This is a genomic window from Intrasporangium calvum (genome assembly GCF_028446585.1).
Lineage (GTDB): Bacteria > Actinomycetota > Actinomycetes > Actinomycetales > Dermatophilaceae > Intrasporangium > Intrasporangium calvum_A.
Window position 1 is genome coordinate 14,288 of record NZ_JAPFQL010000039.1, and the last position, 20,996, is coordinate 35,283.

The following is a 20,996-nucleotide window of genomic DNA, read 5'->3' on the forward strand; positions in this document are numbered from 1 at the left end:
ACGATGAGGACACGTCGGGCTGGGACGAGCTGAGCGGCATACCATCCCGTCAAGGTCATGAGTGTCAGCGTCACGGCCCCGGCTCGCTGACCGGCAACCCTCCCCAACGCGGCGGGGTGCCCCGGGTGAAGACCTGGCCACCGGCGACCGCCGGTGCGCAAGCGCGAGTGTGAGGACACACCCATGAGTGGCACCCCCGACTGGTCCTTCGAGACGAAGCAGATCCACGCGGGCCAGAGCGCCGACAGCGCCACCGGCGCGCGCGCCCTGCCGATCTACCAGACGACGAGCTACGTCTTCAACGACACCGACCACGCCGCAAACCTCTTTGGGCTCAAGGAGTTCGGCAACATCTACACGCGGATCATGAACCCCACGACGGATGTCGTGGAGCAGCGGATCGCGGCCCTCGAGGGCGGCGTCGGCGCGCTCCTCGTGGCGTCCGGCCAGTCCGCGACGACGCTGGCCATCCTCAACATCGCCGAGGCCGGCGACCACGTCGTCGCCTCCCCCAGCCTCTACGGCGGCACGGTCAACCTGCTCAAGTTCACCCTGCCCAAGCTCGGCGTGGAGGTCAGCTTCGTCGACGACCCCACGTCCATCGAGTCGTGGCGCGCGGCGATCCGGCCCAACACCAAGCTGCTCTTCGGTGAGACCATCGCCAACCCCAAGGCCGAGGTGCTCGACATCGAGGCGGTCGCGGCGCTGGCCCACGAGCACGGCGTCCCGCTCGTCGTCGACAACACCATCGCGACGCCCTACGTCATCCGGCCGATCGAGTGGGGCGCCGACGTCGTCGTGCACTCCGCGACGAAGTACCTCGGCGGCCACGGGACGTCCATCGCCGGCGTCATCGTCGACGCAGGACGGTTCGACTACGGCAAGGACCCGGAGAAGTTCCCCAACTACAACACGCCGGAAGAGAGCTATCACGGGCTCGTGTTCGCCCGTGACCTCGGCGTCGGCAGCGCCCTGGGTGCCAACCTCGCCTACATCCTCAAGGCGCGGGTCCAGCTGCTGCGCGACCTGGGCCCCGCAGCCGCGCCCTTCAACGCGTTCCTCATCGCGCAGGGTCTCGAGACGCTCTCGCTGCGCATCGAGCGCCACCTCGACAACGCCGCCAAGGTTGCGGCCTTCCTCCAGGGGCATGAGCAGGTCGAGCGGGTCGTGTGGGCCTCGCTGCCCGACAGCCCCTCCTACGAGACGGCCCAGAAGTACGCGCCGCGGGGCGCCGGGGCCGTCCTGTCCTTCGAGATCGCCGGGGGCCTCGAGGCCGGCAAGAAGTTCGTCGAGGGCCTGACCCTGCACAGCCACGTCGCCAACATCGGCGACGTCCGCTCCCTCGTCATCCACCCGGCGTCGACGACGCACTCGCAGGGGCCCGAGGAAGACCGCCTCGCCGCCGGTGTGACGCCTGGCCTGGTGCGCCTGTCCGTCGGGATCGAGCACATCGACGACATCATCGCGGACCTCGAGCAGGGGTTCGCCGCGGCGAAGAGCTGACTCGCGCGAGGGGGTGGGCGGCACGACGATCCCGTATGCCGCTCACCTCCTCCCGCTCCTAGGCTGGCTCCCATGCCTGCTGAGCGAGCGACCGCCGTCCGCTACCCCGCTCCCCTGCGTCCGGGTGACCGGATCGGCGTCACGGCGCCGAGCTCCGGTGTCTCCGATGCTCTCTGGCCCCGCGTCGAGCTGACCCGGAAGTTCCTGGAGGAGCGCGGGTTCGAGGTCGAGGTCGGCGAGTGCATGCACACGCCCTCACAGGTCAGCGCGACCAGGGAGGAGCGAGCCGCCGAGCTGATGCGGATGCTGACCGACCCGGACATCCGGGCGGTCGTGCCGCCGTGGGGCGGTGAGACGGGCATCGACCTGCTGGACCTGCTCGATTTCGACGCGATCGCCGACGCCGAGCCGAGGTGGTGCGTCGGCTACTCCGACACGTCGACGTGGCTCACGCCGCTCACCCTGCGGACCGGCATCGCGACCATCCACGGCCAGAACTTCATGGACACGCTCTATCGGACCCCCGACAGGGTCGCCCACTGGCTCGATGTCGCGAGCTCGGCGGCTGGGGCGGGGATCGAGCAGCACTCCCCCGGTCGGTGGCGCGGCGCCGGGTTCGACGACTGGGCGGCGTCGCCGGGGGCGTCCGAGTACCACCTCGACCAGCAGGGCACGTGGACGCGCCTCGACTCCGGCTCTCCCGACGAGCCAGTGGTCCTGCACGGGCGCCTCGTCGCCGGCTGCGTGGAGACGCTGAGCTTCCTCGCCGGTGGGGCGTATGGCGACGTCAACCGTTTCGCGGACGCGTACGCGCCGGAGGGGATCGTCCACGTCCTCGATGTCGCGGAGTGGGCGGCCTACGACATCTGCCGGGCGCTGCACGCGATGCGGCTGCACGGCTGGTTCGACCGGAGCACCGGGATCCTCGTCTCTCGGACGCGCGCACCCGCTTCGCCGGAGCTCTCCCAGCAGGCTGCGGTCATCGATGCCCTGGGGATGTTGGGCGTGCCGATCATTGCCGACGTCGAGTGCGGGCACGTCCCGCCCTACCTGGCGCTGGTCAACGGGGCGCCGACCACCGTGCGCTTGGGTCCGGACGAACGATCGATCACGCAGACGCTGACCTGAGTCGGTGGGCGCTCGCTGTGGATGACGGGGACGGTTCGAAGTGCGGATCGGGCAGGATCGTGGGAGTGTTCTGTGGCGTTTCCGCCCGTTTGAGGCGGTTCAGCGATCCGTTCCAGGTCAGGGGGACCCATGTCGATACGAATGTTGCTGCCGTATGCCGCTGGGCTCGCCCTCACGGTCACGCTCGCCGGGTGCGCGGCTGAGTCCGCGGCACCGCAGCCTGCGGGCACCGCGCCGGGCGCGCCGGCAGTGAGCCGGTCGGTGACGATCTCCGAGGCCACTGGCCCCACGCCCGCGCCTCCGACGAGCACCGCGCCGAACTTCCCCGCTGGTGTCCCGGTGGCCGCTCGCAAGCACACCAAGGCAGGCGCCGTCGCCTTCGTCAGGCACTACGTCGATCAGCTCAACGTCGCGTGGACGACTCCCGATCCAGAAGCGATCAGGGACCTGTGCGATGTCAGGGTCTCCAAAGCCTGTGCCGCCAACCTCAAGGACGCCGAGGCCTATAAGCGCGACGGACTGCGCTACTCGGGGACCCCTGCCCATACCAAATCAATCGCGCCACTCGGGGTGGAGCCCGACCAGACGCATCGCATCTTGTGGACGGGCGTCCAGCTCAGGAACGACCTGGTGGATTCCAAGGAGAAGGTGATCCAGTCTTATCCGCGGGAGGAACTGAGACTCGCGTTCTTCCTTCGCTGGACCGATTCCGGTTGGCTCATCCTTGATGAGCGGCTTGCATCATGAGGCTGGCCCGTTGCTCAGCCATCGGGCTGCTCGGCGCGTTGACGCTTCTTCTTTCAAGCGCGCTCTACGCCTCGGCCGGAAGCATCGGCGGCAACGCACGAAAGAGCGGTGCCCTGGTGACATTGAACGGTTCAGATCTTTCGCGCCTGAGCGCGGAGTATGCGCGGTTGATGCTCGAGCCGCAGCCGCACTGGAAGTACCGGCTCGGGCTCTCCCGGTGTGACTCCGACGGCGGGCCGGCGTTGAGCGGGCACTGCCTCGCCGCTGCGACGGCGGCCTGTGCCGGAAACAGCCCGGAACAGGGCCTGGGCCCGTTGTCGGACGTGTACCGGTGGTGGGTCGACGAGGACGGCGACCCGCTCCCGGCGGACGAGTGGCCGGCCGGCAGCAAGCCCTCCGGGAGCCTCGACCAGCAGCTGGTCGGCACGACGTGTCTACCCAACCGGGTCCCGGGGGTGAGCCCGGTCCCGACCGTCGAGATGATCATCGCGGCGTTCCACGAGACCAGGTGGGCCACCGCCGCCGTCAAGACCCAACCCGAGGGCGACACGACGCTGGTCAACCTCGAGACGTTCTACCGACTCTCCTGGTCCCGTGAAGGGTTCGAGCCGGACGAGGTCGACACGGTCGACCCGGCCACGATGTACGGCTACCGGGTGCAGATCCGGCCCCGGCTGGTCGGCTACGTGTACGAGTTCGGCGACAGCGCGTCCTTCGGCCCGACCGACTCGCCCGGCGGGACCTACCCGCACGGCGAGGTGACCCACACCTACCGGGAACCGGGCCGCTACCGGGCGCGGGTGCTGGTCACGTTCGGCGCGCAGTTCCGGGTCAACGGCGGACCGTGGATCGAGGTCCCGGACGAGGTCACCGTCGCGCAGCCAGCGACCACGGTCACCGTCAAGGAAGCCCGAGCAGTGCTCGTCCGCTGAGCCACCAGCCCGTTCCGGTGGCACGGATCACCGGACGCTCAGCGGATCCCCAGCCGGTCGAGACCGTCTGCGAGCCGGGCCACCGTGCCGTCGATGTCCGCGAGCTTGTCGAGGCCGAAGAGTCCCAGCCGGAACGTCGAGTAGCCGGCCGGCTCGTCGCACTGGAGCGGCACCCCGGCTGCGGCCTGGATACCGACCTCCCGGAACCGGGCGGTGGACTGGAGCGCCGGGTCGTCGGTGTGGACCACGACCACCCCGGGGGACTCGAAGCCCGGTGCGGCCACGGAGGCGAAGCCCCGCTCCGCCAGGAGCGCCCGGACCCGCGTGCCGAGCTCGACCTGCGCCGCCCGCACGTCTTCGAGCCCCCGGTCGTGGGTCTCGCGCATGATCACCGTGTTGTGCGCGAGACCGTCCGTGGGCATGGTCGCGTGGTAGGTGGCGCGTCCCTCGACATACGCATCGGCCACCCCGAGCCACGTCCGCAGGTTTGCCGCAAAGCTCGTCGAGACGGATCCCTCGACCGCTGCCCTGCCCCGCTCGCCGAGCATGACGTAGCCCGCACACGGCGTGCCGCTCCAGCCCTTCTGCGGGGCGCTGATCAGGACGTCGACGTCGAGCGCCTCCATGTCGACCCACATCGCACCGGAAGCGATGCAGTCGAGGACGAGCAGGCCACCCACTTCGTGGGTCGCCGCCGCGAGCGCCGAGACGTAGGAGTCGGGCAGCAGGATGCCGGAGGCGGTCTCGACGTGGGCGGCGAAGACGACCTCGGGCCGTTCGCGCCGGATCGTGTCGACGACCTCCTCGATCGGGGCGGGTGACCACGCGGCGTCCACCGCGTCGCTGGAGGGCCGCGCCTTGCAGACCGTCACGTCACTCGGGATCGACCCGGCCTCGAAGATCTGCGACCAGCGATACGAGAAGAACCCGTTGCGCACGACCAGGGCACGCCGCCCGGTGGCGAGCTGGCGGGCCACGGCCTCCATCGCATACGTCCCCCCGCCGGGGACGACGGCGACGGCGTTCGCGCGGTACGTCGCCCGCAGGAGCCCCAGGAGTTCCTGCATGACGTCGATGAACCGTCGGGACATGTGGTTCAGGGACCGGTCGGTGAAGACCACCGAGTACTCAAGGAGGCCGTCGGGGTCCACGTCTGCACGGGGAAGATCCATGCGAACAACTTACGGTCCCGACAGGAACCGCGAGCCAGGTGGTCGCCTTTCGGTCACCCGAAGAAGCTGCGCACCGCCTCGACCACGCGAGCCTGGTCGCGGTCGGTCAGGTCCGTCGAGCAGGGCAGGGACAGGCCGCGCTCGAAGAACCCGTCCCCGACGGCACCGCCGAGAACCGGCGCGCCGGCGAACGGCGGTTGCGCATGCAGCGGCCGCCACAGCGCCCGGGCCCCCACGCCATGCCGGCCGAGGTGGGCGAGCAGCTCGTCCCGTCCGCGCCCGTCGGCCGCGGACACCATGACCGAGTAGAGCCAGTACGTCGCGTCGAAGCCGGCGACCCGTGGCGGGAGATCGAGCGGCAGGTCCGCGAAGGCCTCGTCGTAGCGCTCCGCGATCCGCTGCTTCGCCGCAACGAACTCGTCCAGCCGCTCGAGCTGAGCCAGCCCGAGCCCGGCGGCAATGTTGGTCAGGCGGTAGTTGTAGCCGACCTCGTCGTGGAGGTAGCCGATGTCCGGCACCTTGGCCTGGGTCGTCAGGTGGCGGGCCCGCTCGGCCAGTTCGTCGTCATCGGTGACGATCATGCCGCCGCCGCCGGTGGTCGCGATCTTGTTGCCGTTGAAGGAGAAGCAGCCGACGCGGCCGACGGTGCCCGTGTGCTTGCCAGCGAACCGCCCAGCGGACCACCCAGCACCCAGGGACTCAGCGGCGTCCTCGAGGATCGCGATGCCGTGACGTTCGCACGCGTCCACGATCGGCTCGATGTCGGCCGGCTGGCCGAGCACGTGGACGACCTCGACGACCTTCGGCAGCGCCTCACCGGCCGCCGCGCGCCGGTCGAGCTCCGCGGCCACGAGCGCGGGGTCGAGGTTCCAGGTCTGCGTCTCCGAGTCGACGAAGACCGGCCGCGCCCCGAGGTAGGCGATCGGGTTGACCGATCCGACGAAGGTGAAGTCGGAGCAGAGGACGTCGTCCTCACGCTCGACGCCGAGCAGGATGAGACCGATGTGGATCGCCGCCGTCCCGGTGGCGCAGGCGATGGCGTGGCGAGCGCCGACCCGGTGCGCGAAGCGGTCCTCGAACTCGGAGACGAACGGGCCGACGGACGAGACGTAGCCCGACTCGACGGCCTCGACGACATAGTGCCGCTCCAGGTCCCCGATGTTGGGCACCGCGAGCGGGATCGTCCCGACCTTGCCGTGGGATCCGGGGGCGTGCGCCTCGCGCTCCGAGCCTCCTGCGGCCAGGCGGTCGCTCATCGGTGGTACCGCGCAGCCGTCTCGGGGTCGACGCGGGGGCGCAGCCACTCTGCGGTCAGGCCCAGCCCCTCCTCGAGGGACACCGTCGGCGCCCAGCCGAGGACCTCGTTGGCACGGGTCGGGTCGGACAGCAGGATCTGCACCTCCGATCCCTCCGGGCGCAGTCGCGCCGACTCGGTGACGATCTCGGCAGTGCTGCCGGTGACGGTGCGGCACAGCTCGACGACCTCGCCGACCGACACGGTGCGTCCGGTGCCGAGCTGGATCGTCGTGCCGGGGGCCACGTCGGAGAGCGCGGCCCGGACGAAGCCGTCGGCCGTGTCGGTGACGAAGGTGAAGTCCCGCTTCGGCGTCAGGTCACCGAGCCGGACCTGCTCGGCCCCGGCGAGCAGCTGGGACAGCACGGTCGGGATGACGGCCCGGGCCGACTGCCGGGGCCCGAAGGTGTTGAAGGGCCGCAGCGTCATGACCGGGGTCTCGAAGGACAGCGCGTAGGACTCGCACATCTTGTCCGCGGAGATCTTGGTCGCGGAGTAGGGCGACTGCCCACGCAGCGGGTGGTGCTCGGTGATCGGCACCTCCTCGGGCGTGCCGTAGACCTCCGACGTGGAGGTGTTGACGAGCCGGGGCGTGCCGTGCCGGCGCACCGCCTCCAGCACGTTGAGCGTCCCGATGACGTTGGTCTCGACGTAGGACCGCGGCGCGACGTAGGAGAAGGGGATCGCGATGAGCGCCGCGAGGTGGAGCACGACGTCGACCCCCTCGACGGACGCGGCCACGTGCTCGGGGTCCCGGATGTCACCGAGCACGACCTCGGCCTGCCCGTCGCGCAGGGCCTGCTGGAAGCTCGCGGACTCGTCGAGCCAGCCGAGCGACCCGTTGGAGTTGTAGAGGCAGAACGCCTTGACGCGCGCGCCGTCGGCGATGAGGCGCTCGACGGTGTGGCTGCCGATGAAACCGTCGGAGCCGGTCACCAGGACCGTCCGGCCCGCGATGGAGCCTGCCATGGGACGAGGTCGAAGGTCGGGGGCGGAGGCGGGGTTCGTTGTCACTGCTGCCTTTTCGTTGGGGTCATCGATGCCGTATGCCGCTGGGCTCACCGCCGCTCAGGCGTGCCCTTTGGCGCGGGCCAGGTCGGTCGGGGTGCCGACGTCGATCCAGTCGCTGCCGATCGGCCACGCCGTCACGACCTCGCGCTTCTCGAGGCAGGCCTCGACGAGGTCGGGCATGCCGCTGGGCCGCCCGTCGGGCACCCAGGCCAGCGCGCGAGGTTCGACGGCGTAGACGGCCGCATTGATGTCGAGCGAGATGGTCGGCTTCTCGGAGACGCCCGTGACCCGCCCGGACTCGCTCTCGACGACGCCGAAGGGGACCTCGTGCTGGTAGCTGCGAGTCGCCATGGTGACGGTGGCACCCGTGCCGCGATGGGTGCGCAGGAGGTCACCGGCGTCGAACTGGACCATGAGGTCGCCGTTCATGACGAGCACCGGGTGGGCGAGGTCCGGACGTTCGGCGCGCAGCAGCGACAGGGAGCCGGCCGTCCCGAGCGGCCGGTCGGCCTCCTCGCGGAGATACCGCACCGAGCAGCCGAGCCGGGAGCCGTCGCCGAGGTGCTCCTCGATCTGGTCGGCGAGGTAGTTCACGCTGACGTGGATGTCGCGGATGCCGTCACCGACGAGGCCCAGGATGATCCACTCGATGATCGACCGGCCGGCGACGGTCATCAGTGGCTTCGGGGTGTGCCGGGTGAGGTCGCCGAGGCGCGACCCGCGTCCACCGGCCATGATCACGGCGACGTTCGGCAGCGGCTTGGCCCCGACGACGTCGGACAGCGTGTGCAGGCCCACCAGGGTGGCGTCCTCGGCGATCTCGGGGACTGCGGAGACGTGCAGGGCCGTGAGCAGGTCGACGACCAGGGCGCGCGGGGACCCGGCGGCCACGGTGTGGGGCGAGGTCGTCGCGTGGTCGAGGGCCCGGTCCTCGAGGCTGCGCCCGCGCAGGATGGCTCGGCGGAGGTCCCCGTCGGTGAGCAGCCCGGCGAGCCGCCCACCCTCGTCGACGAGCAGGCAGACGCGGGTGCCGCTCCGGTCGATGACGAGAAGGGCGTCGCGCAGCGTCGCCGAGGTCGGTGCGATCGACCGCTGCAGCTCGTCGGACAGCGACGTTCGGCTCACGGCTCCACCTCCTCGCGTCTGGTTCCTTCGGGGGCTCCCTCGTCACGCCGGCGCTCGTCAGGGGCGTCCACGAACGACTTGACCCGACCGGATTCCCCCGCCCTGCGCACGATATCGAGGATTCGCCTGCTCGCGTCCCCACTGCCATAGGGGTTGACCACCGCGCGGGCGCGGGCCTGGGACTCAGGTGACAGCGCCGACCGGACGGCTTGCTCGACGCAGGCCCGCCCCTCATCGGCATGGATCACGTTGTCGCCCCGCAGCCGGCCGCGCTGGCGCTCGCCCACGTCGACCGCGGGCAGGTGCACGGTGGCGGCCTCGATGACACCGGACGACGAGTTGCCGACGATGACGTCGACGGCAGCCAGGACGGAGGGGTACTGCGCCCCGATCGCGTCGACGAAGCGGAAGCGCGGCTCGCGCGCCGCGAGTCCGGACAGCGCGGCGATGATCTCGTCCCTGCCCTCGTCCATGCCGGGGTGCGTCCCGATGACGGTGCCGCACACCGCGAGGGTGGCCTCGGCCGCCGCGACCGCCCAGTCACCGACCGGCGCGTCGGCGTGGGCGGTCGGTGGGTGGTAGGTGAACAGCGCCACCGGGCGCTGGACGTGATCGAGGCCGAGCAGCTGGGCCAGCGCGGCGTCGTCGATGGGGGCCGCCTCGGCCAGCCGGTCGAGTCCCGGAGCGCCGGTCACGTGGATCCTCGACTCCGGCTCACCCATCTGCGTCAGGCGCTGGGCCGCATCGGGTGAGGCGACGCAGTGCTCGTCGCCGAGCTTGGTGACGGCGTGCCGGATCCGCTCGTCGACCGCTCCCTCAGTGACCTCGCCGCCGTGCAGATGCACGATCGGCACCCCGAGCAGGAAGGCGGGCGGCACGACGTAGAGCAGCTCCCAGCGGTCACCCAGCACGACGAGGGAGTCGGCGCCGATCTCGGCGAGGACGCGCCCGGCCGCCGCCGAGAGCACCGCTCCCTGCTCCAACTGCGCTGCCGTCGTCATCTCCCCCATCGGCTCGGCCAGCGCATGGACCGCCGCGGCCGCGCGGGCCATTGGTGGCACGGCCTGGCGCAGCTCGTCCGCGGCGTACATGACCCCGGTGAGCAGGTGAAGGTCCACGTCCGGCGCCTCTGCCAGGACGCTGATGACCGGTGAGAGCGGACCGAGATCGGCTCGTGTGCCGACGAACACGGCCACCGTGCGCGGATCCGCCATCACTCGCCCAGGTCCGCGTGGGTGATCGGCGCGCCGGCCGGTATGTCCGCCGCCACGACGAGCCCGCGCAGGTCGACGGCCGGGCTGACCCCGCCCTCGGGTCGCAGCAGCAGGAGGTGCTCGCCCCTGAGCACCGTGCCGGCGGGGAGGTCGACGGCGGCGTGCCAGGACCGGCGCACCAGCGTCGCGTTCTCCTCCTCGGAAGGCATCCGCCGCTTGACTCCGTCACCGAGAGCCCGGGCCAGCGCCTTGGTGGCCCGGACGTACTCGGTGAGCTCGGCGGGCTCGAGGCTCGCGAGGTGATCCGGTCCGGGAAGGGTGCGGTCGGCGGTGAAGTGCTTCTCGAGGATCGGCGCACCGAGGGCCACCGCACCGAGGGCCGTCGTCAGGCCCGGGGTGTGGTCCGACCAGCCGACCGGGAGGCCGTGCGCCGACGCCAGAGCTGGGATGGCCCGCAGGTTGCACTCCTCGACGGGGGCCGGATACGCCGAGACGCAGTGGAAGAGCACGAGGCCCGGGGCGTCCCGACAGGCGTCGACGGCCATGGCCACCTCGGCCGCGGACCCCATCCCGGTCGAGACGAGGAGCGTCACCCCGAGCTGCGAGAGGGCTCGCAGGTAAGGGAGATTGGTCAGCTCACCGGAGCTCACCTTGAGGGCCGGTAGCCCGAGCCCGACGAGCATCTCGGCGCTGTCGAGGTCGAACGGCGTCGAGAGGAAGGTGATGCCGGCGTCGTTCGCGTGGTCGCGCAGCTCGGCCCAGGCGGTCAGCGGGAGCGTGAGCGACTCGAGCAGCGACCGCTGGTCGGAGCTGCCGCCACGGTCGCGCTGGTAGGGCGTCGTCGCCGCCGACGAGGACACGAGCTTGTCGGGTGAGAACGTCTGGAACTTCACCGCGTCAGCACGGGAGGCAGCGGCGAGGTCGACGAGGCGATGGGCCAGGTCCACGTCGCCGTTGTGGTTGACGCCCGCCTCGGCGATGACATGGACCTCGCCCTCCGTCGGGATGACGGTTCCCGCGATGCTCACCGTGCTCATGACCTCGTGCCTCTCACCAGCGGATTGTGGGCCAACCGTGCCGGGACGCCGACCACCGTGCAGCCGGCGGCGACGAAACGAGTGACCACCGCGCCCGCACCCACCACCGCGCCCTGAGCCACCTCGACCCCGGGCAGCACACGGGCGCCGGACCCGACGAAGACCCCGTCGCCGACTCGGGCTGCCCCGAGGAGCACCGCGCCCGGTGCCACGTGCACGCCCTCCCCCACGACACAGTCGTGCTCGACGATGGCACCGGTGTTGATGATCGCCCCGGTCCCGACCCGCGAGCCCGGCCCCACATGGGCGTGCTCCAGCACCACGGCGCCGGCGCCGAGCTCCGCCCCGGCAGCCACGGTCGCGGTCGCCGCGACGACGGGCGGCGTCACGTCGAGCACCGTCCCCGGGGAGGACGCGGTTGCTCCGGTTCGAGCCAGCTGGGCGGCCGTTCGCACCCGCCCCAGCACGGCCAGCCGGGCATCGGACGCGCCGATCGCGACGACCGCACGCAGTTCGTCAGCCACGACCCGATCGATGGCGTCCACCTCGTCAGCGAGCACGTCCACGTGCCACGTCCGGCCCCCTGCATCGCCGACGACGGCCACGACCGGCTCCCCCAACCGTTCGAGCACGTCGACGACCGAGCGCGCATGCCCTCCGGCGCCGAAGACCACCCAACCCGCCCCGCGCCCCGGCGACGACGCACCGGGAGCGAGCCCAGCGGCATACGGCGGCTCAGACATGGGGACCGCCCAGCGTGCCCGCGGCCTCGGCGAAGGCGTCGCCGATGCGGCGGATGTTGGACGGCTCCAGGACCGCCGGCACCCGCGGCGGGTCGAGCACGAGCCCTTCCCACGAGTTGCGGACGTAGGAGTGGACGAACCACTCGTCGATCTCGGCCTGCGTGGCACGCAGCGCCTCCCAGCCGCGCTCCGCGACGAAGTCAACGAGGTCGTCGGGCGTCGGCAACCGCCGCACGTTGCCGAGGCGGCTCCACGGCATCTCGGCGCCGGTGACCACCGGGAGGCCCAGCAGACCCGCCTCCAGGCCGACGGTGCCGGTGGCCGTCACCGTGAAGACGGCCTGCTTCATCAGCTCGCGCGAGTCGGCGAACGGGTCGATCGTCGCGATGTTGGGATGGACGTCGAACTGGGGCCAGTAGTCCGGGTCACGACGCCACATGAAGTGCGCATGCTCCTTGACCGCGACGCCGATACCGAGCGGCGCGAGGGCATCGGCGAGCACGCGGGCCGTGTAGGCCTGGTCGCGCCACTCCTGTCCCATGACGTCGACACTCGACTCCGGCTGCACCTGCAGCGGCAGGAAGACGAAGCGCTCCGGCAGCGGGTCCCAGCGCCGCGTCCGGTACTCACGCAGGTTGAGGCGCGCCTTGACCGGGTTGAGCCACGGCAGGCGGGCGTAGTCGCTCGGCTTCGGCAGCTGCAGGTTGGCGCCGCGGTCCACGGCGAACTCGCGCACCCGGTCGGTGGCGAGCCGCCAGATCTCCTGGCCCGACTCGACCTTGAGGTTTCGCGCGTAGCCCATCGGCCGGCCGTGCTCGGTCCGCCACTCGTCGATGAAGCGCCTGCCCGCGTCGAGGGCGCTCACGTCCTCGACGGGACGCTCGAAGAGGGTGATCCCCTGCGGCGCGCCGATCAGCCCGAAGCGGTCGGACGGCAGCCGGATCCCGCGTGGCCAGGTCGCCAGGCCGCCGTGGTGGGTGACGAGCCCGGCCGTGAGCAGCTCGGACGTGACCGTGAACTCGGTCAGCGCCAGGATCGGCCCTCGACCGGCAACGGCCTGCTCGAGGTGCTCCGCGGCGAGGTTGAGGAAGTTCATCGCGGTGTCGACGCGGTTGCGCCGCAGGGCGCGCTCCGAGACGAGCAGGTCGAGCACGTCGAGCCCGACGCCCGCGCAGGCCCGCTTGAGCGCGGCGTGCGGCGCGAGCCCGGTCACGACGTTGGCCTTGCGGGCCTCCGCGTAGGGCAGCCGGACCGTCGTGGCGAGCGGCGCGTGCCGTTTCACCCAGGCGAGGTTGGCGTCGGTGCGCACGACGAGGATGAGGTCCTTCGTCTCGAACCCCGCGTGGACGAGGGCGGGCACGAGCAGGTCGTCGTAGCCGAGCCCCATGTGGACCAGCGGTGTCACCACGAAGGCGTGCTCCTCAGCTTTTCGTCATTCATGCCGTATGCCGCTGGGCTCGCTCGCGCGCGGGCGTGACGTCAGCGGGTGGCTGGGTTTCCGGCCGTCGACATCCTAGCCGCGCAGGCTCCGCAGGACGCGGGGCGCGAGGACCAAGGCGGTCACGGCGAGCGCACCAGTGAGGACGAGCCGGGTGACGGTGCCGGCGCCCTCGGCCGGGATGAACGCCGCCGCTGCAGAGAGCGCGGCCGTCGTCCCCGCGGCCGCCCAGAGCGAGCCGGGCAGCCGCAGGGCGGTCAGCTGCCGGGCTGCGAGCACGGTCAGGACCATCAGCGCGACGTAGCCGGCCACCTTGGCCACGGCCACGCCGGCGAGCCCGAGCGGCTGGGCCAGCAGGACTGCCAGGACCGCCAGCACGACCACGCCCACCAGGGCCGCGGTCGCCAGCCGGGCGGTGCGCTCGTGGTCGAGCACGGCGAGGGAGGCGGCCTGGTAGACCATGTAGGCGATCGACACGATGGTGATCGCCGCGAGCGACGTCCACATCTCGCGCTGGGGGAAGTCTGGTGCCATGAGCCGGACCAGCCAGGGACCGAGCAGCGCCACGCCTGCAGCGCCGACACCCACGACGAGGACGAGAGCCGAGGCCGAGCGCGCCGTCCACGCCCAGCGCCGCTCCTGAGGATGCGACAGCACCAAGGGGCTCCACGCGTTGAAGAGCGCGACAGCGAGGACGAAGGGCATGTTGGCCAGCTGGAGGGCGACCTGGTAGGCGCCGGCCTCCGCCTGGCCGAGGAGCCGGTTGACGAGCAGGACGTCGCCCATGAGCAGGGCCAGCATGGCCACGGCGTGCGGCAGGAGCGGCGCCGCCAGACGGACGCCGGCCCGGGTGCGCTCGCGGGCGGCGGTCGGCAGGAGGGGCCGGCCGATGGCGATGGCGGCGACGGCCGCAAGGACCAGAGCAGCGGTGTAGGCGGTCAAGTAGGTCCGGCCCGCGCGGTCTCCTTGGGCTGCCAGCAGACCGGCAAGGTGCGCGACGACCGTGGCGACGATCGCCAGGGTGAGGAACTCGAACGGCCGCAGCCGGGCCCGGGACAGGGACTGTCCCGCCACGACCGCGGTGAGCGCGCCGGACGCCACGACCACCAGGGCCCACTCCGCGAAGTCGACGCGCCCGGCGGCGGCCAGCAGCGCACCGAGCGCCAGCCCCACGACGGCGACGCCGGCGGCGAGCAGGGTCATGGTGCCCGCGAGTGCCCGTCCTGCGACGGGGCCGTCCGGCCCGCGGTGGTACTCGCGGAGGATCACCTGCGGCAGGCCCGCGGCAGCGATCGTGCCGACCATCTGGATGATGACCAGGGCCGTGGCGACCTTGCCGTACTCCGCGTCCCCGAGCAGCCGGGTCGCGAAAGGCAGGATGAGCAGGATGCCGAGCCCCTGCAGGGCCGTGCCGACCAGGTAGACGACCGAGTGCCCGACCAGTGGAGAGCCGCTGCGCCCACTCGGCGCGGTGGTGGCCTCTGGCTCGGTCGTCACAGTGCGACCGTACCGGCCCCGGCGCCCAACGACCGATGCGTGAGAGGGTGCTGTCGTGTCCGACCTCCGCGCCGAGTCCCGCGTCATCGACGGTGGTCCTGTCGTCGCCCGGGTCGTCGTCCGAGGTGGCGGGTCGATCGGGGCGCGGCACGCTCGGGTGTTCGGGCAGCTCGGGGCGGACGTCGCCCTCTGGCCGGTCCGCCCGCGCCCCGCCTCCTCCACCTCGAGTGGCCCCGGTGTCCACACCCCCGCCCACTCGAGTGGCCCCGGTGTCCACACCCTCGACGACTCCGCCGGGCCGGCCGCGCTGGCCGCGGCCGACCTCGTCGTCGTCGCCACCGACACCGGTCGCCACGTCGCGGACGCCGTCGCCGCGCTCGATGCCGGGGCAGCCCGCGTCCTGCTCGAGAAGCCGGCCGCGCCGAGCCGCGCCGCCGCCGAGCCGCTCGCCGACCACCCCCGCGCCGGCGACGTGTGGATCGCGGCGCCACTGCGGGCCCACGAGGCGTTCCGGCACCTGCTCACCCACCTGCCCGAGATCGGCCGGCCCCTCTTCGCCCACGTCCGGTGCCAGTCCTGGCTGCCGGACTGGCGACCGGACCGCGACTACCGGCAGTCCTACTCGGCCCGCCCCGACGAGGGCGGGGTCCTGCGCGACCTCGTGCACGAGCTCGACTACGCGGAGGTCCTGCTCGGCCGTCCCACCCTGCTCGGGGCCCGCCTCGAGCACACGGGACCGCTCGACATGGAGGCCGAGCAGGCAGCGACGCTGCTCTGGCACACCGACGTCGCGACCGTCACGTGCCGCCTCGACTACGTCACCCGGCCGACGACCCGCGGCGTCACGCTCCACGGCCCGCACGGCTCGCTCGAGTGGGACCTGACCACGGCAACCGTGACCCGGCGAGATGCCGATGGCGCCGCCACGACGGAGGCCTTCCCCGTCGACCTCGACCGCGACACCGTGATGGCGACGCAGGCCCACGCGGCACTCGAGCTCACGCCGGGCGCGGACCGAGCCCAGCGGCATACGGCCGGGGCTCCCGCCACCCTGACGGAAGGGCTGGCGACGCTGGAACTGTGCGACCAGGCAAGGACGATCTCATGAGCCCACCCCGGATCCTCGCAGTCATACCGGCTCGCGGCGGCTCAAAAGGCCTGCCGGGCAAGAACATTCGCCCACTCGCCGGACTGCCACTCATTGCCCACAGCATCCGCGCCGCGGCCCTGACGCCCGAGGTGACGCGCTGCATCGTGTCCACCGACTCCGCCGAGATCGCCGCCGTCGCCCGTGACGCCGGCGGCGAAGCGCCGTTCCTGCGCCCCGCTGAGCTGGCTCGCGACGACACGCCCATGGCCCCCGTCGTGCGCCACGCGCTGGAGTGGTGCGAGCGCGACGAGGGGCAGTCGTATGCCGCTGTGCTCCTTCTCGACCCCACCTCCCCCGCGCGCGTCCCCCAGCAGCTCGCCTCCGCGGCCGCCCGGCTCTTCGCCGACGATGACCTCGACGGCGTCATCTCCGTGTCCGAGCCGACGTTCAACCCGGTGTGGGTGGGAGTGCGGACCGGCTCAGCGCCGAGTGGCGCCCTCGAGCGCTACTTCGAGGCGGGCACCGGGGTCACTCGTCGGCAGGACACCGAGCGCTTCCTGCGCATCAACGGCAACTTCTACCTGTGGCGCGCGGACTTCGTGCGGCGGCTCGAGGCGTCGTGGTTCGACGAGGGACGCCACGCCGGGGCCGAGATCCCCGAGTCACAGGCCTTCTCCATCGATGACGAATACGAGTTCCGCCTCATCGAGGCCCTCGTCGCCGCGCGGATCATCACCCTCCCCTGGCTCGAAAGGAGCTAGCCAATGCCCACGCACGAGGGAGACCTCAGCGGCCGCACCGCGGTCGTCACGGGCGGCGCCGGACCGCTGGGCTCGGTCCTGTCCGCCGCGCTCGCCGACGCCGGCGCGCGCGTCGTGGTCGTCGACCTCGACGAGCAGGCCTGCGCCACCACCGCACGCTCGCTGACCGGATCCGGACACGAGTCCATCGCAGCGAACCTTCTGGAGGCCCGGGGGATCCGGGACGTCGTCACGGCCATCGAACGGCTCGGAGCCTGCGACATCCTGGTCAACAACGCCGCCTTCACCGGCACGTCGGGAGTGCCCGGCTTCGCGGTTCCGTTCGACGAGCAGACCGACGAGGCCTTCACCATGGCGCTCGCCCTCAACCTCACCGCGCCGTTCTCGCTGACCCGGCAGCTCGCCCACCTGCTTCGAGCCAGCGGCCGCGGCAGCGTCATCAACGTCTCGAGCATCTACGGCCTCGTCGGGCCCAACATGGGCCTCTACGAGGGGACGCGGATGGGCAACCCCGCCGCCTATGCCGCGTCCAAGGGTGGGCTCGCCCAGCTGACCCGCTATCTCGCGACCGTCCTGGCCCCGGACATCCGGGTCAACGCGTTCGCTCCCGGTGGCATCGCCCGCGGCCAGGATGACGCGTTCGTCGAGCGGTACGAGCGGCTGACCCCGCTCGGCCGGATGGCGACCGAGGGGGACTTCCGCGGCGTCGTGGCGTGGCTCGCGTCCGACGCCGCCGCCTACGTCACCGGTCAGGTCATCGCCGTCGACGGCGGCTGGACCGCCTGGTAGCCGCGCTGCGGCCTAGCTGCCCAGCTCCGGGGCGACAGCGCGCTCGAAGAGCTCGATGCCGGACCGGTCGTAGGCCGCCTCCTGGAAGTAGAGGATCCCGTAGCCCATCCCGCGGGTCTGCATGTCCCGCAGCACCTCGATGACCCGATCCGGAGTGCCCACGGCCGGCTGCGTGCGCAGGTTGGCGATGTGCCGCTCGACGCGGTCCTCCGGGACCCCGCCCTTGCGCAGCAGCTCGCCGTGGAACCGCAGCCGGTCCTCGACCTCCGCGTCGGTCTCGCCGATGACGACGTTGAAGTTGCCGGTCCGCACGATCTCGTCGAAGTCCCGGCCCACGTCCTGGCAGTGGGCGGCGAGGATCTCGCTCTTGCGGGAGAACGTCTCGGCGTCGTCGTAGAAGTTGGTGTAGTCGGCGTAGCGGGCCGCGATCCGCAGGGTCACCTTCTCGCCACCGCCGGCGACCCAGATCGGGATGCCGTTGGCCTTCGAGCCCGGCAACGAGGTGCCCTGCAACGGTCGCGGGGCGCAGCGAGCGCCGTCGACCTGGTAGTACTTCCCGTCCAGCGTCGCCGTCCCGGTGGTCCACATGTCCCGGAAGATCCGTACTCCCTCGCGGAGCCGGCCGAGCCGGTCGCCGGCCGAGGGGAAGCCGTAGCCGTAGGCCCGCCACTCGTGCTCGTACCAACCGCCGCCGATGCCCATCTCCAGACGACCTCCGGAGATGACATCGACCGTCGCCGCGACCTTGGCGAGGTAGGCGGGATTGCGGTAGCTCATGCAGGTGCACATCTGTCCGAGGCGGACCCGGCTGGTCGACACCGCGAAGGCGCTCATCAGGGTCCAGGCCTCGTGGGTCGCCTCGTCCGACGGGATCGGCACCGTGTGGAAGTGGTCATAGACCCAGATCGACTCGAAGACGTCGCCGTCGTCGGCGTGCTTCGCCACCTCGGCCATCGCCTCCCAGTGACGTTCTGCCTCGATCCCGACGAGGTCCATCCGCCAGCCCTGCGGCACGAAGAGTCCGAGTCTCATGACGGTCATCCTGTCACGCCGTAGCCCGCCCCGAGCCGCTGTGGGGGTGGTCGGCGTGTGAGGATGAAGGCATGCACCACAACGACCCGGCCGTCATCAGGGACCTGCTGCACACTCCGGCGACCTGGGCCGTCGTCGGGCTCGGCGACAACCCGGGCCGCACTGCCTACAGCGTCTCCCTCTGGCTCGCCCGGGAGCTGGGGATGAACCTCATCCCGGTCCACCCCAGTGCGGCCAAGGTCCATGGCTTCCAGGGCTACGCCCGCTTGGCCGATATCCCCGACGGCACGACCGTGCACGTCGCGAACTTCTACGTCAACAGCTCGCGGGTCGGGGCCTGCGTCGACGAGGCGATCGCCCAGAAGGAACGTCTCGGCATCGGAGCGCTCTGGCTCCAGCTCGGGGTCGTCGACGAGGAGGCAGCAGGCCGGGCCGTGGAGGCCGGCCTCCACGTCGTGATGGACACCTGTCCCAAGATCGAGTGGCCCCGCATCGTGCCCGGCGACGCTGCGGGTGCACTGTCTGGCTGAGCCCCGCCGATCGCGGGCTCGACAGGCACGACATGAGGCGGGGCTCCGCCGCTATCGAGAACTGCGCACTTTTCCGATCTGATCCGGTTTGCCGGATCGGTGCACTCTCCAGCAGGCATCCCTGCCACGAAGCAGGCCACACACCACAAGTGCGCACTTGTGGCCCCGGGTCAACCCACCCTTCCGGAGCCCTTCGGCAGCTCTTCCGGAGCCCTTCGGGTCAGAGGCCCCGGGCGACCTCGTCGCGCAGGGCTGCACCCTTGGCGTGGGCCTGGTCCCGCAGCTGGACCTGGAAGTCGCTCATGCGAGCCCGAACCGCGCGACCGAGGTCGTCGTCGGAGGTACCGACGATCCGCGCCGCGAGGAGCCCGGCGTTGCGTGCCCCGCCGATGGACACCGTGGCCACGGGCACCCCGGCCGGCATCTGGACGATCGAGAGCAGCGAGTCCATCCCGTCGAGGTACTTGAGCGGAACCGGCACGCCGATGACCGGCAGGGGCGTCACCGAGGCGAGCATCCCCGGCAGGTGCGCGGCGCCACCGGCACCGGCGATGACGACCCGAAGACCGCGGTCCGCCGCCCCCTTGCCGTAGGCGATCATCTCCTCGGCCATCCGGTGCGCAGAGACGACGTCGGCCTCGTAGGGGATGCCGAAGTCGGCCATCACCGCAGCCGCCTCCCGCATGACGGGCCAGTCGCTGTCGCTGCCCATGACGATGCCGACGACGGGCTGCATGCTCTGCTCGGTCATTCGCGCCTCATTCCGTGATCACGCCCTGGAGGTAGTCGGCCGCGTGCCGGGCCCGCTCCCGCACCTCGGCCAGGTCCGGACCGCTGACGTTGACGTGGCCGATCTTGCGGCCGGGCCGGACGTCCTTGCCATACATGTGCACCTTGGCTCCGGGGTCCCGGGCCATGATGTGGCGGTAGGCGGGATAGAGCTCGGGGTAGTCGCCGCCGAGGACGTTGGCCATGGCCGTCCACGAGGCACGGGGTCGAGGGTCGCCGAGGGGCAGGTCGAGCACGGCTCGCAGGTGCTGCTCGAACTGACCCGTGACCGCACCGTCCATCGACCAGTGACCGCTGTTGTGCGGGCGCATGGCCAGCTCATTGACGACGTACGAGGGATGACCGTCCGGCCCGGGCACCTCGAACATCTCGACGGCGAGGACACCGGTGACGCCGAGCTCACCGGCCACCCGCAACGCCGCCTCGGTGGCGACGGACGCGAGCTGCGGGTCGAGCTCAGGGGCCGGCGCGAGGACCTCGGTGCAGATGCCGCTGGTCTGGACCGTCTCGACCACGGGCCAGGCCGCCGCCTGACCGGACGGGCTGCGGGCCACGAGGGCAGCGAGCTCGCGCGTGAAGTTGACGCGCTCCTCGAGCAACAGGCCCTCGGCCATCGGACCCGGCTCGCCGACGTGGGCGAGCCACTCGGCGACGTCGTCGCTGGAGGAGGCCACGAGCACGCCCTTGCCGTCGTAGCCGCCACGCGGCGTCTTGACGATGATCGGCCACCCGACCTCGGCACCGAAGCGGTCGACGTCGGCGGCGTCCGCGGCCACCGCCCACCGCGGGCAGGCGATCCCCAGCTCGGTGAGCCGCCGGCGCATCGCCAGCTTGTCCTGGGCGAACCGCAGCGCCGAGCGGCTCGGGTGCATCACGATCCCCTCGTCCTCGAGCGACTCGAGGACGGACTGCGGCACGTGCTCGTGGTCGAACGTGACGACGTCGCAGGACCGGGCGAACTCGAGGACGTGGTCGAGCTCCGTGTGCAGGCCCACCGGCGACGACGGGATGACGAGCGCAGCCGCGGCGACCTCGTCCTCGGCGAGCACGGACAGCTGGATGCCGAGCTCGATGGCCGGTCCCTGCATCATCCGCGCCAGCTGGCCGCCACCGACGACACCGACGACGGGAAATCCTCCGGGGGCGCGTTTAGGCTCGGTCACG

General features: G+C 71.6%; 20 protein-coding genes and 1 riboswitch. Of the genes, 8 read left to right on the plus strand and 12 right to left on the minus strand.

Going from position 1 to position 20,996, the window contains the following annotated elements; all coding sequences use genetic code 11:
* Nucleotides 1–53: 53 nt before the first annotated feature.
* A riboswitch (SAM riboswitch) is annotated at nt 54–170 on the plus strand.
* Nucleotides 171–183: 13 nt separating this feature from the next.
* The 4 genes from OO014_RS10275 (at nt 184) to OO014_RS10290 (ending at nt 4,310) form a co-directional block, all read left to right on the plus strand.
* Nucleotides 184–1,503 (plus strand): bifunctional o-acetylhomoserine/o-acetylserine sulfhydrylase, encoded by a 1,320-nt coding sequence (locus OO014_RS10275; protein ID WP_272462219.1) that lies wholly within the window; start codon nt 184–186, stop codon nt 1,501–1,503.
* A 72-nt stretch (nt 1,504–1,575) separates the two neighbouring features.
* On the plus strand, nt 1,576–2,631 hold the full coding sequence (locus tag OO014_RS10280; RefSeq protein ID WP_272462220.1) for a S66 family peptidase: 1,056 nt from the start codon (nt 1,576–1,578) through the stop codon (nt 2,629–2,631).
* Between the two features lie 129 nt (nt 2,632–2,760).
* On the plus strand, nt 2,761–3,378 hold the full coding sequence (locus tag OO014_RS10285; RefSeq protein ID WP_272462221.1) for a DUF6318 family protein: 618 nt from the start codon (nt 2,761–2,763) through the stop codon (nt 3,376–3,378).
* A 170-nt stretch (nt 3,379–3,548) separates the two neighbouring features.
* On the plus strand, nt 3,549–4,310 hold the full coding sequence (locus OO014_RS10290) for a hypothetical protein (protein WP_272462222.1): 762 nt from the start codon (nt 3,549–3,551) through the stop codon (nt 4,308–4,310).
* A gap of 38 nt (nt 4,311–4,348) precedes the next feature.
* Here the strand turns inward: OO014_RS10290 and OO014_RS10295 are convergent, their stop codons facing one another.
* From OO014_RS10295 to OO014_RS10335, 9 genes are all read right to left on the minus strand, one after another.
* On the minus strand, nt 4,349–5,482 hold the full coding sequence (locus OO014_RS10295) for an aminotransferase class V-fold PLP-dependent enzyme (RefSeq protein ID WP_272462223.1): 1,134 nt from the start codon (nt 5,480–5,482) through the stop codon (nt 4,349–4,351).
* A gap of 53 nt (nt 5,483–5,535) precedes the next feature.
* Complete coding sequence (locus OO014_RS10300; protein WP_272462224.1) at nt 5,536–6,738, minus strand: DegT/DnrJ/EryC1/StrS family aminotransferase; 1,203 nt, start codon at nt 6,736–6,738, stop codon at nt 5,536–5,538.
* Nucleotides 6,735–7,745 (minus strand): SDR family NAD(P)-dependent oxidoreductase, encoded by a 1,011-nt coding sequence (locus OO014_RS10305; protein ID WP_272462225.1) that lies wholly within the window; start codon nt 7,743–7,745, stop codon nt 6,735–6,737. The genes OO014_RS10300 and OO014_RS10305 overlap by 4 nt, the downstream gene beginning before the upstream one ends.
* Before the next feature lie 99 nt (nt 7,746–7,844).
* The gene (locus OO014_RS10310) at nt 7,845–8,912 is read right to left on the minus strand and encodes a sugar phosphate nucleotidyltransferase (RefSeq protein WP_272462226.1); all 1,068 of its coding nucleotides are present in this window, start codon (nt 8,910–8,912) and stop codon (nt 7,845–7,847) included.
* Nucleotides 8,909–10,126 carry a UDP-N-acetylglucosamine 2-epimerase gene (neuC, locus tag OO014_RS10315; RefSeq protein ID WP_272462227.1) on the minus strand — a complete coding sequence of 406 codons (1,218 nt, stop codon included), beginning with the start codon at nt 10,124–10,126 and terminating at the stop codon, nt 8,909–8,911. Before neuC ends, OO014_RS10310 begins: the two co-directional genes overlap by 4 nt.
* Nucleotides 10,126–11,163: an N-acetylneuraminate synthase family protein gene (locus OO014_RS10320; protein ID WP_272462228.1), complete on the minus strand. Its 1,038-nt coding sequence runs from the start codon at nt 11,161–11,163 to the stop codon at nt 10,126–10,128. The genes neuC and OO014_RS10320 overlap by 1 nt, the downstream gene beginning before the upstream one ends.
* On the minus strand, nt 11,160–11,906 hold the full coding sequence (locus OO014_RS10325) for a DapH/DapD/GlmU-related protein (RefSeq protein WP_272462229.1): 747 nt from the start codon (nt 11,904–11,906) through the stop codon (nt 11,160–11,162). Before OO014_RS10325 ends, OO014_RS10320 begins: the two co-directional genes overlap by 4 nt.
* Complete coding sequence (locus OO014_RS10330; protein ID WP_272462230.1) at nt 11,899–13,314, minus strand: hypothetical protein; 1,416 nt, start codon at nt 13,312–13,314, stop codon at nt 11,899–11,901. Before OO014_RS10330 ends, OO014_RS10325 begins: the two co-directional genes overlap by 8 nt.
* 105 nt (nt 13,315–13,419) lie before the next feature.
* Entirely contained in the window at nt 13,420–14,841 is a 1,422-nt protein-coding gene (locus OO014_RS10335) for a lipopolysaccharide biosynthesis protein (RefSeq protein WP_272462231.1), read from the minus strand.
* 55 nt (nt 14,842–14,896) lie between these two features.
* Here OO014_RS10335 and OO014_RS10340 point away from each other — a divergent pair, with 55 nt between their 5' ends.
* Genes OO014_RS10340 through OO014_RS10350 form a run of 3 tightly spaced genes read left to right on the plus strand, consistent with a single transcriptional unit; the run spans nt 14,897 to nt 17,481 of the window.
* A complete protein-coding gene (locus tag OO014_RS10340) occupies nt 14,897–15,949 on the plus strand; it encodes a Gfo/Idh/MocA family oxidoreductase (protein WP_272462232.1) in 1,053 nt (350 codons plus the stop codon).
* On the plus strand, nt 15,946–16,692 hold the full coding sequence (locus OO014_RS10345; RefSeq protein WP_272462233.1) for a cytidylyltransferase domain-containing protein: 747 nt from the start codon (nt 15,946–15,948) through the stop codon (nt 16,690–16,692). The genes OO014_RS10340 and OO014_RS10345 overlap by 4 nt, the downstream gene beginning before the upstream one ends.
* Nucleotides 16,693–16,695: 3 nt before the next feature.
* Complete coding sequence (locus OO014_RS10350) at nt 16,696–17,481, plus strand: SDR family oxidoreductase (RefSeq protein WP_272462234.1); 786 nt, start codon at nt 16,696–16,698, stop codon at nt 17,479–17,481.
* Between the two features lie 12 nt (nt 17,482–17,493).
* On the opposite strand, the gene OO014_RS10355 is transcribed toward OO014_RS10350, so the two are convergent.
* Nucleotides 17,494–18,513 (minus strand): LLM class F420-dependent oxidoreductase, encoded by a 1,020-nt coding sequence (locus OO014_RS10355; RefSeq protein ID WP_272462235.1) that lies wholly within the window; start codon nt 18,511–18,513, stop codon nt 17,494–17,496.
* A 71-nt stretch (nt 18,514–18,584) separates the two neighbouring features.
* Here OO014_RS10355 and OO014_RS10360 point away from each other — a divergent pair, with 71 nt between their 5' ends.
* On the plus strand, nt 18,585–19,043 hold the full coding sequence (locus OO014_RS10360) for a CoA-binding protein (RefSeq protein WP_272462236.1): 459 nt from the start codon (nt 18,585–18,587) through the stop codon (nt 19,041–19,043).
* A 220-nt stretch (nt 19,044–19,263) separates the two neighbouring features.
* Here OO014_RS10360 and purE read toward each other — a convergent pair whose 3' ends face one another.
* Together purE and OO014_RS10370 are read right to left on the minus strand one after the other, a co-directional pair.
* Nucleotides 19,264–19,794 carry a 5-(carboxyamino)imidazole ribonucleotide mutase gene (gene purE, locus OO014_RS10365; protein ID WP_272462237.1) on the minus strand — a complete coding sequence of 177 codons (531 nt, stop codon included), beginning with the start codon at nt 19,792–19,794 and terminating at the stop codon, nt 19,264–19,266.
* 7 nt (nt 19,795–19,801) lie between these two features.
* The gene (locus OO014_RS10370; protein ID WP_272462238.1) at nt 19,802–20,995 is read right to left on the minus strand and encodes a 5-(carboxyamino)imidazole ribonucleotide synthase; all 1,194 of its coding nucleotides are present in this window, start codon (nt 20,993–20,995) and stop codon (nt 19,802–19,804) included.
* Nucleotide 20,996: the final 1 nt, after the last annotated feature.

Excerpts from the sequence above, each read along its gene's own strand:
- OO014_RS10275 (WP_272462219.1), top strand. The coding sequence starts at position 184 with ATGAGTGGCACCCCCGACTGGTCCTTCGAGACGAAGCAGATCCACGCG.
- OO014_RS10280 (WP_272462220.1), top strand. The coding sequence starts at position 1,576 with ATGCCTGCTGAGCGAGCGACCGCCGTCCGCTACCCCGCTCCCCTGCGT.
- OO014_RS10285 (WP_272462221.1), top strand. The coding sequence starts at position 2,761 with ATGTCGATACGAATGTTGCTGCCGTATGCCGCTGGGCTCGCCCTCACG.
- OO014_RS10290 (WP_272462222.1), top strand. The coding sequence starts at position 3,549 with ATGCTCGAGCCGCAGCCGCACTGGAAGTACCGGCTCGGGCTCTCCCGG.
- OO014_RS10295 (WP_272462223.1), bottom strand. The coding sequence starts at position 5,482 with ATGGATCTTCCCCGTGCAGACGTGGACCCCGACGGCCTCCTTGAGTAC.
- OO014_RS10300 (WP_272462224.1), bottom strand. The coding sequence starts at position 6,738 with ATGAGCGACCGCCTGGCCGCAGGAGGCTCGGAGCGCGAGGCGCACGCC.
- OO014_RS10305 (WP_272462225.1), bottom strand. The coding sequence starts at position 7,745 with ATGGCAGGCTCCATCGCGGGCCGGACGGTCCTGGTGACCGGCTCCGAC.
- neuC (WP_272462227.1), bottom strand. The coding sequence starts at position 10,126 with ATGGCGGATCCGCGCACGGTGGCCGTGTTCGTCGGCACACGAGCCGAT.
- OO014_RS10320 (WP_272462228.1), bottom strand. The coding sequence starts at position 11,163 with ATGAGCACGGTGAGCATCGCGGGAACCGTCATCCCGACGGAGGGCGAG.
- OO014_RS10325 (WP_272462229.1), bottom strand. The coding sequence starts at position 11,906 with ATGTCTGAGCCGCCGTATGCCGCTGGGCTCGCTCCCGGTGCGTCGTCG.
- OO014_RS10345 (WP_272462233.1), top strand. The coding sequence starts at position 15,946 with ATGAGCCCACCCCGGATCCTCGCAGTCATACCGGCTCGCGGCGGCTCA.
- OO014_RS10350 (WP_272462234.1), top strand. The coding sequence starts at position 16,696 with ATGCCCACGCACGAGGGAGACCTCAGCGGCCGCACCGCGGTCGTCACG.
- OO014_RS10355 (WP_272462235.1), bottom strand. The coding sequence starts at position 18,513 with ATGAGACTCGGACTCTTCGTGCCGCAGGGCTGGCGGATGGACCTCGTC.
- OO014_RS10360 (WP_272462236.1), top strand. The coding sequence starts at position 18,585 with ATGCACCACAACGACCCGGCCGTCATCAGGGACCTGCTGCACACTCCG.
- purE (WP_272462237.1), bottom strand. The coding sequence starts at position 19,794 with ATGACCGAGCAGAGCATGCAGCCCGTCGTCGGCATCGTCATGGGCAGC.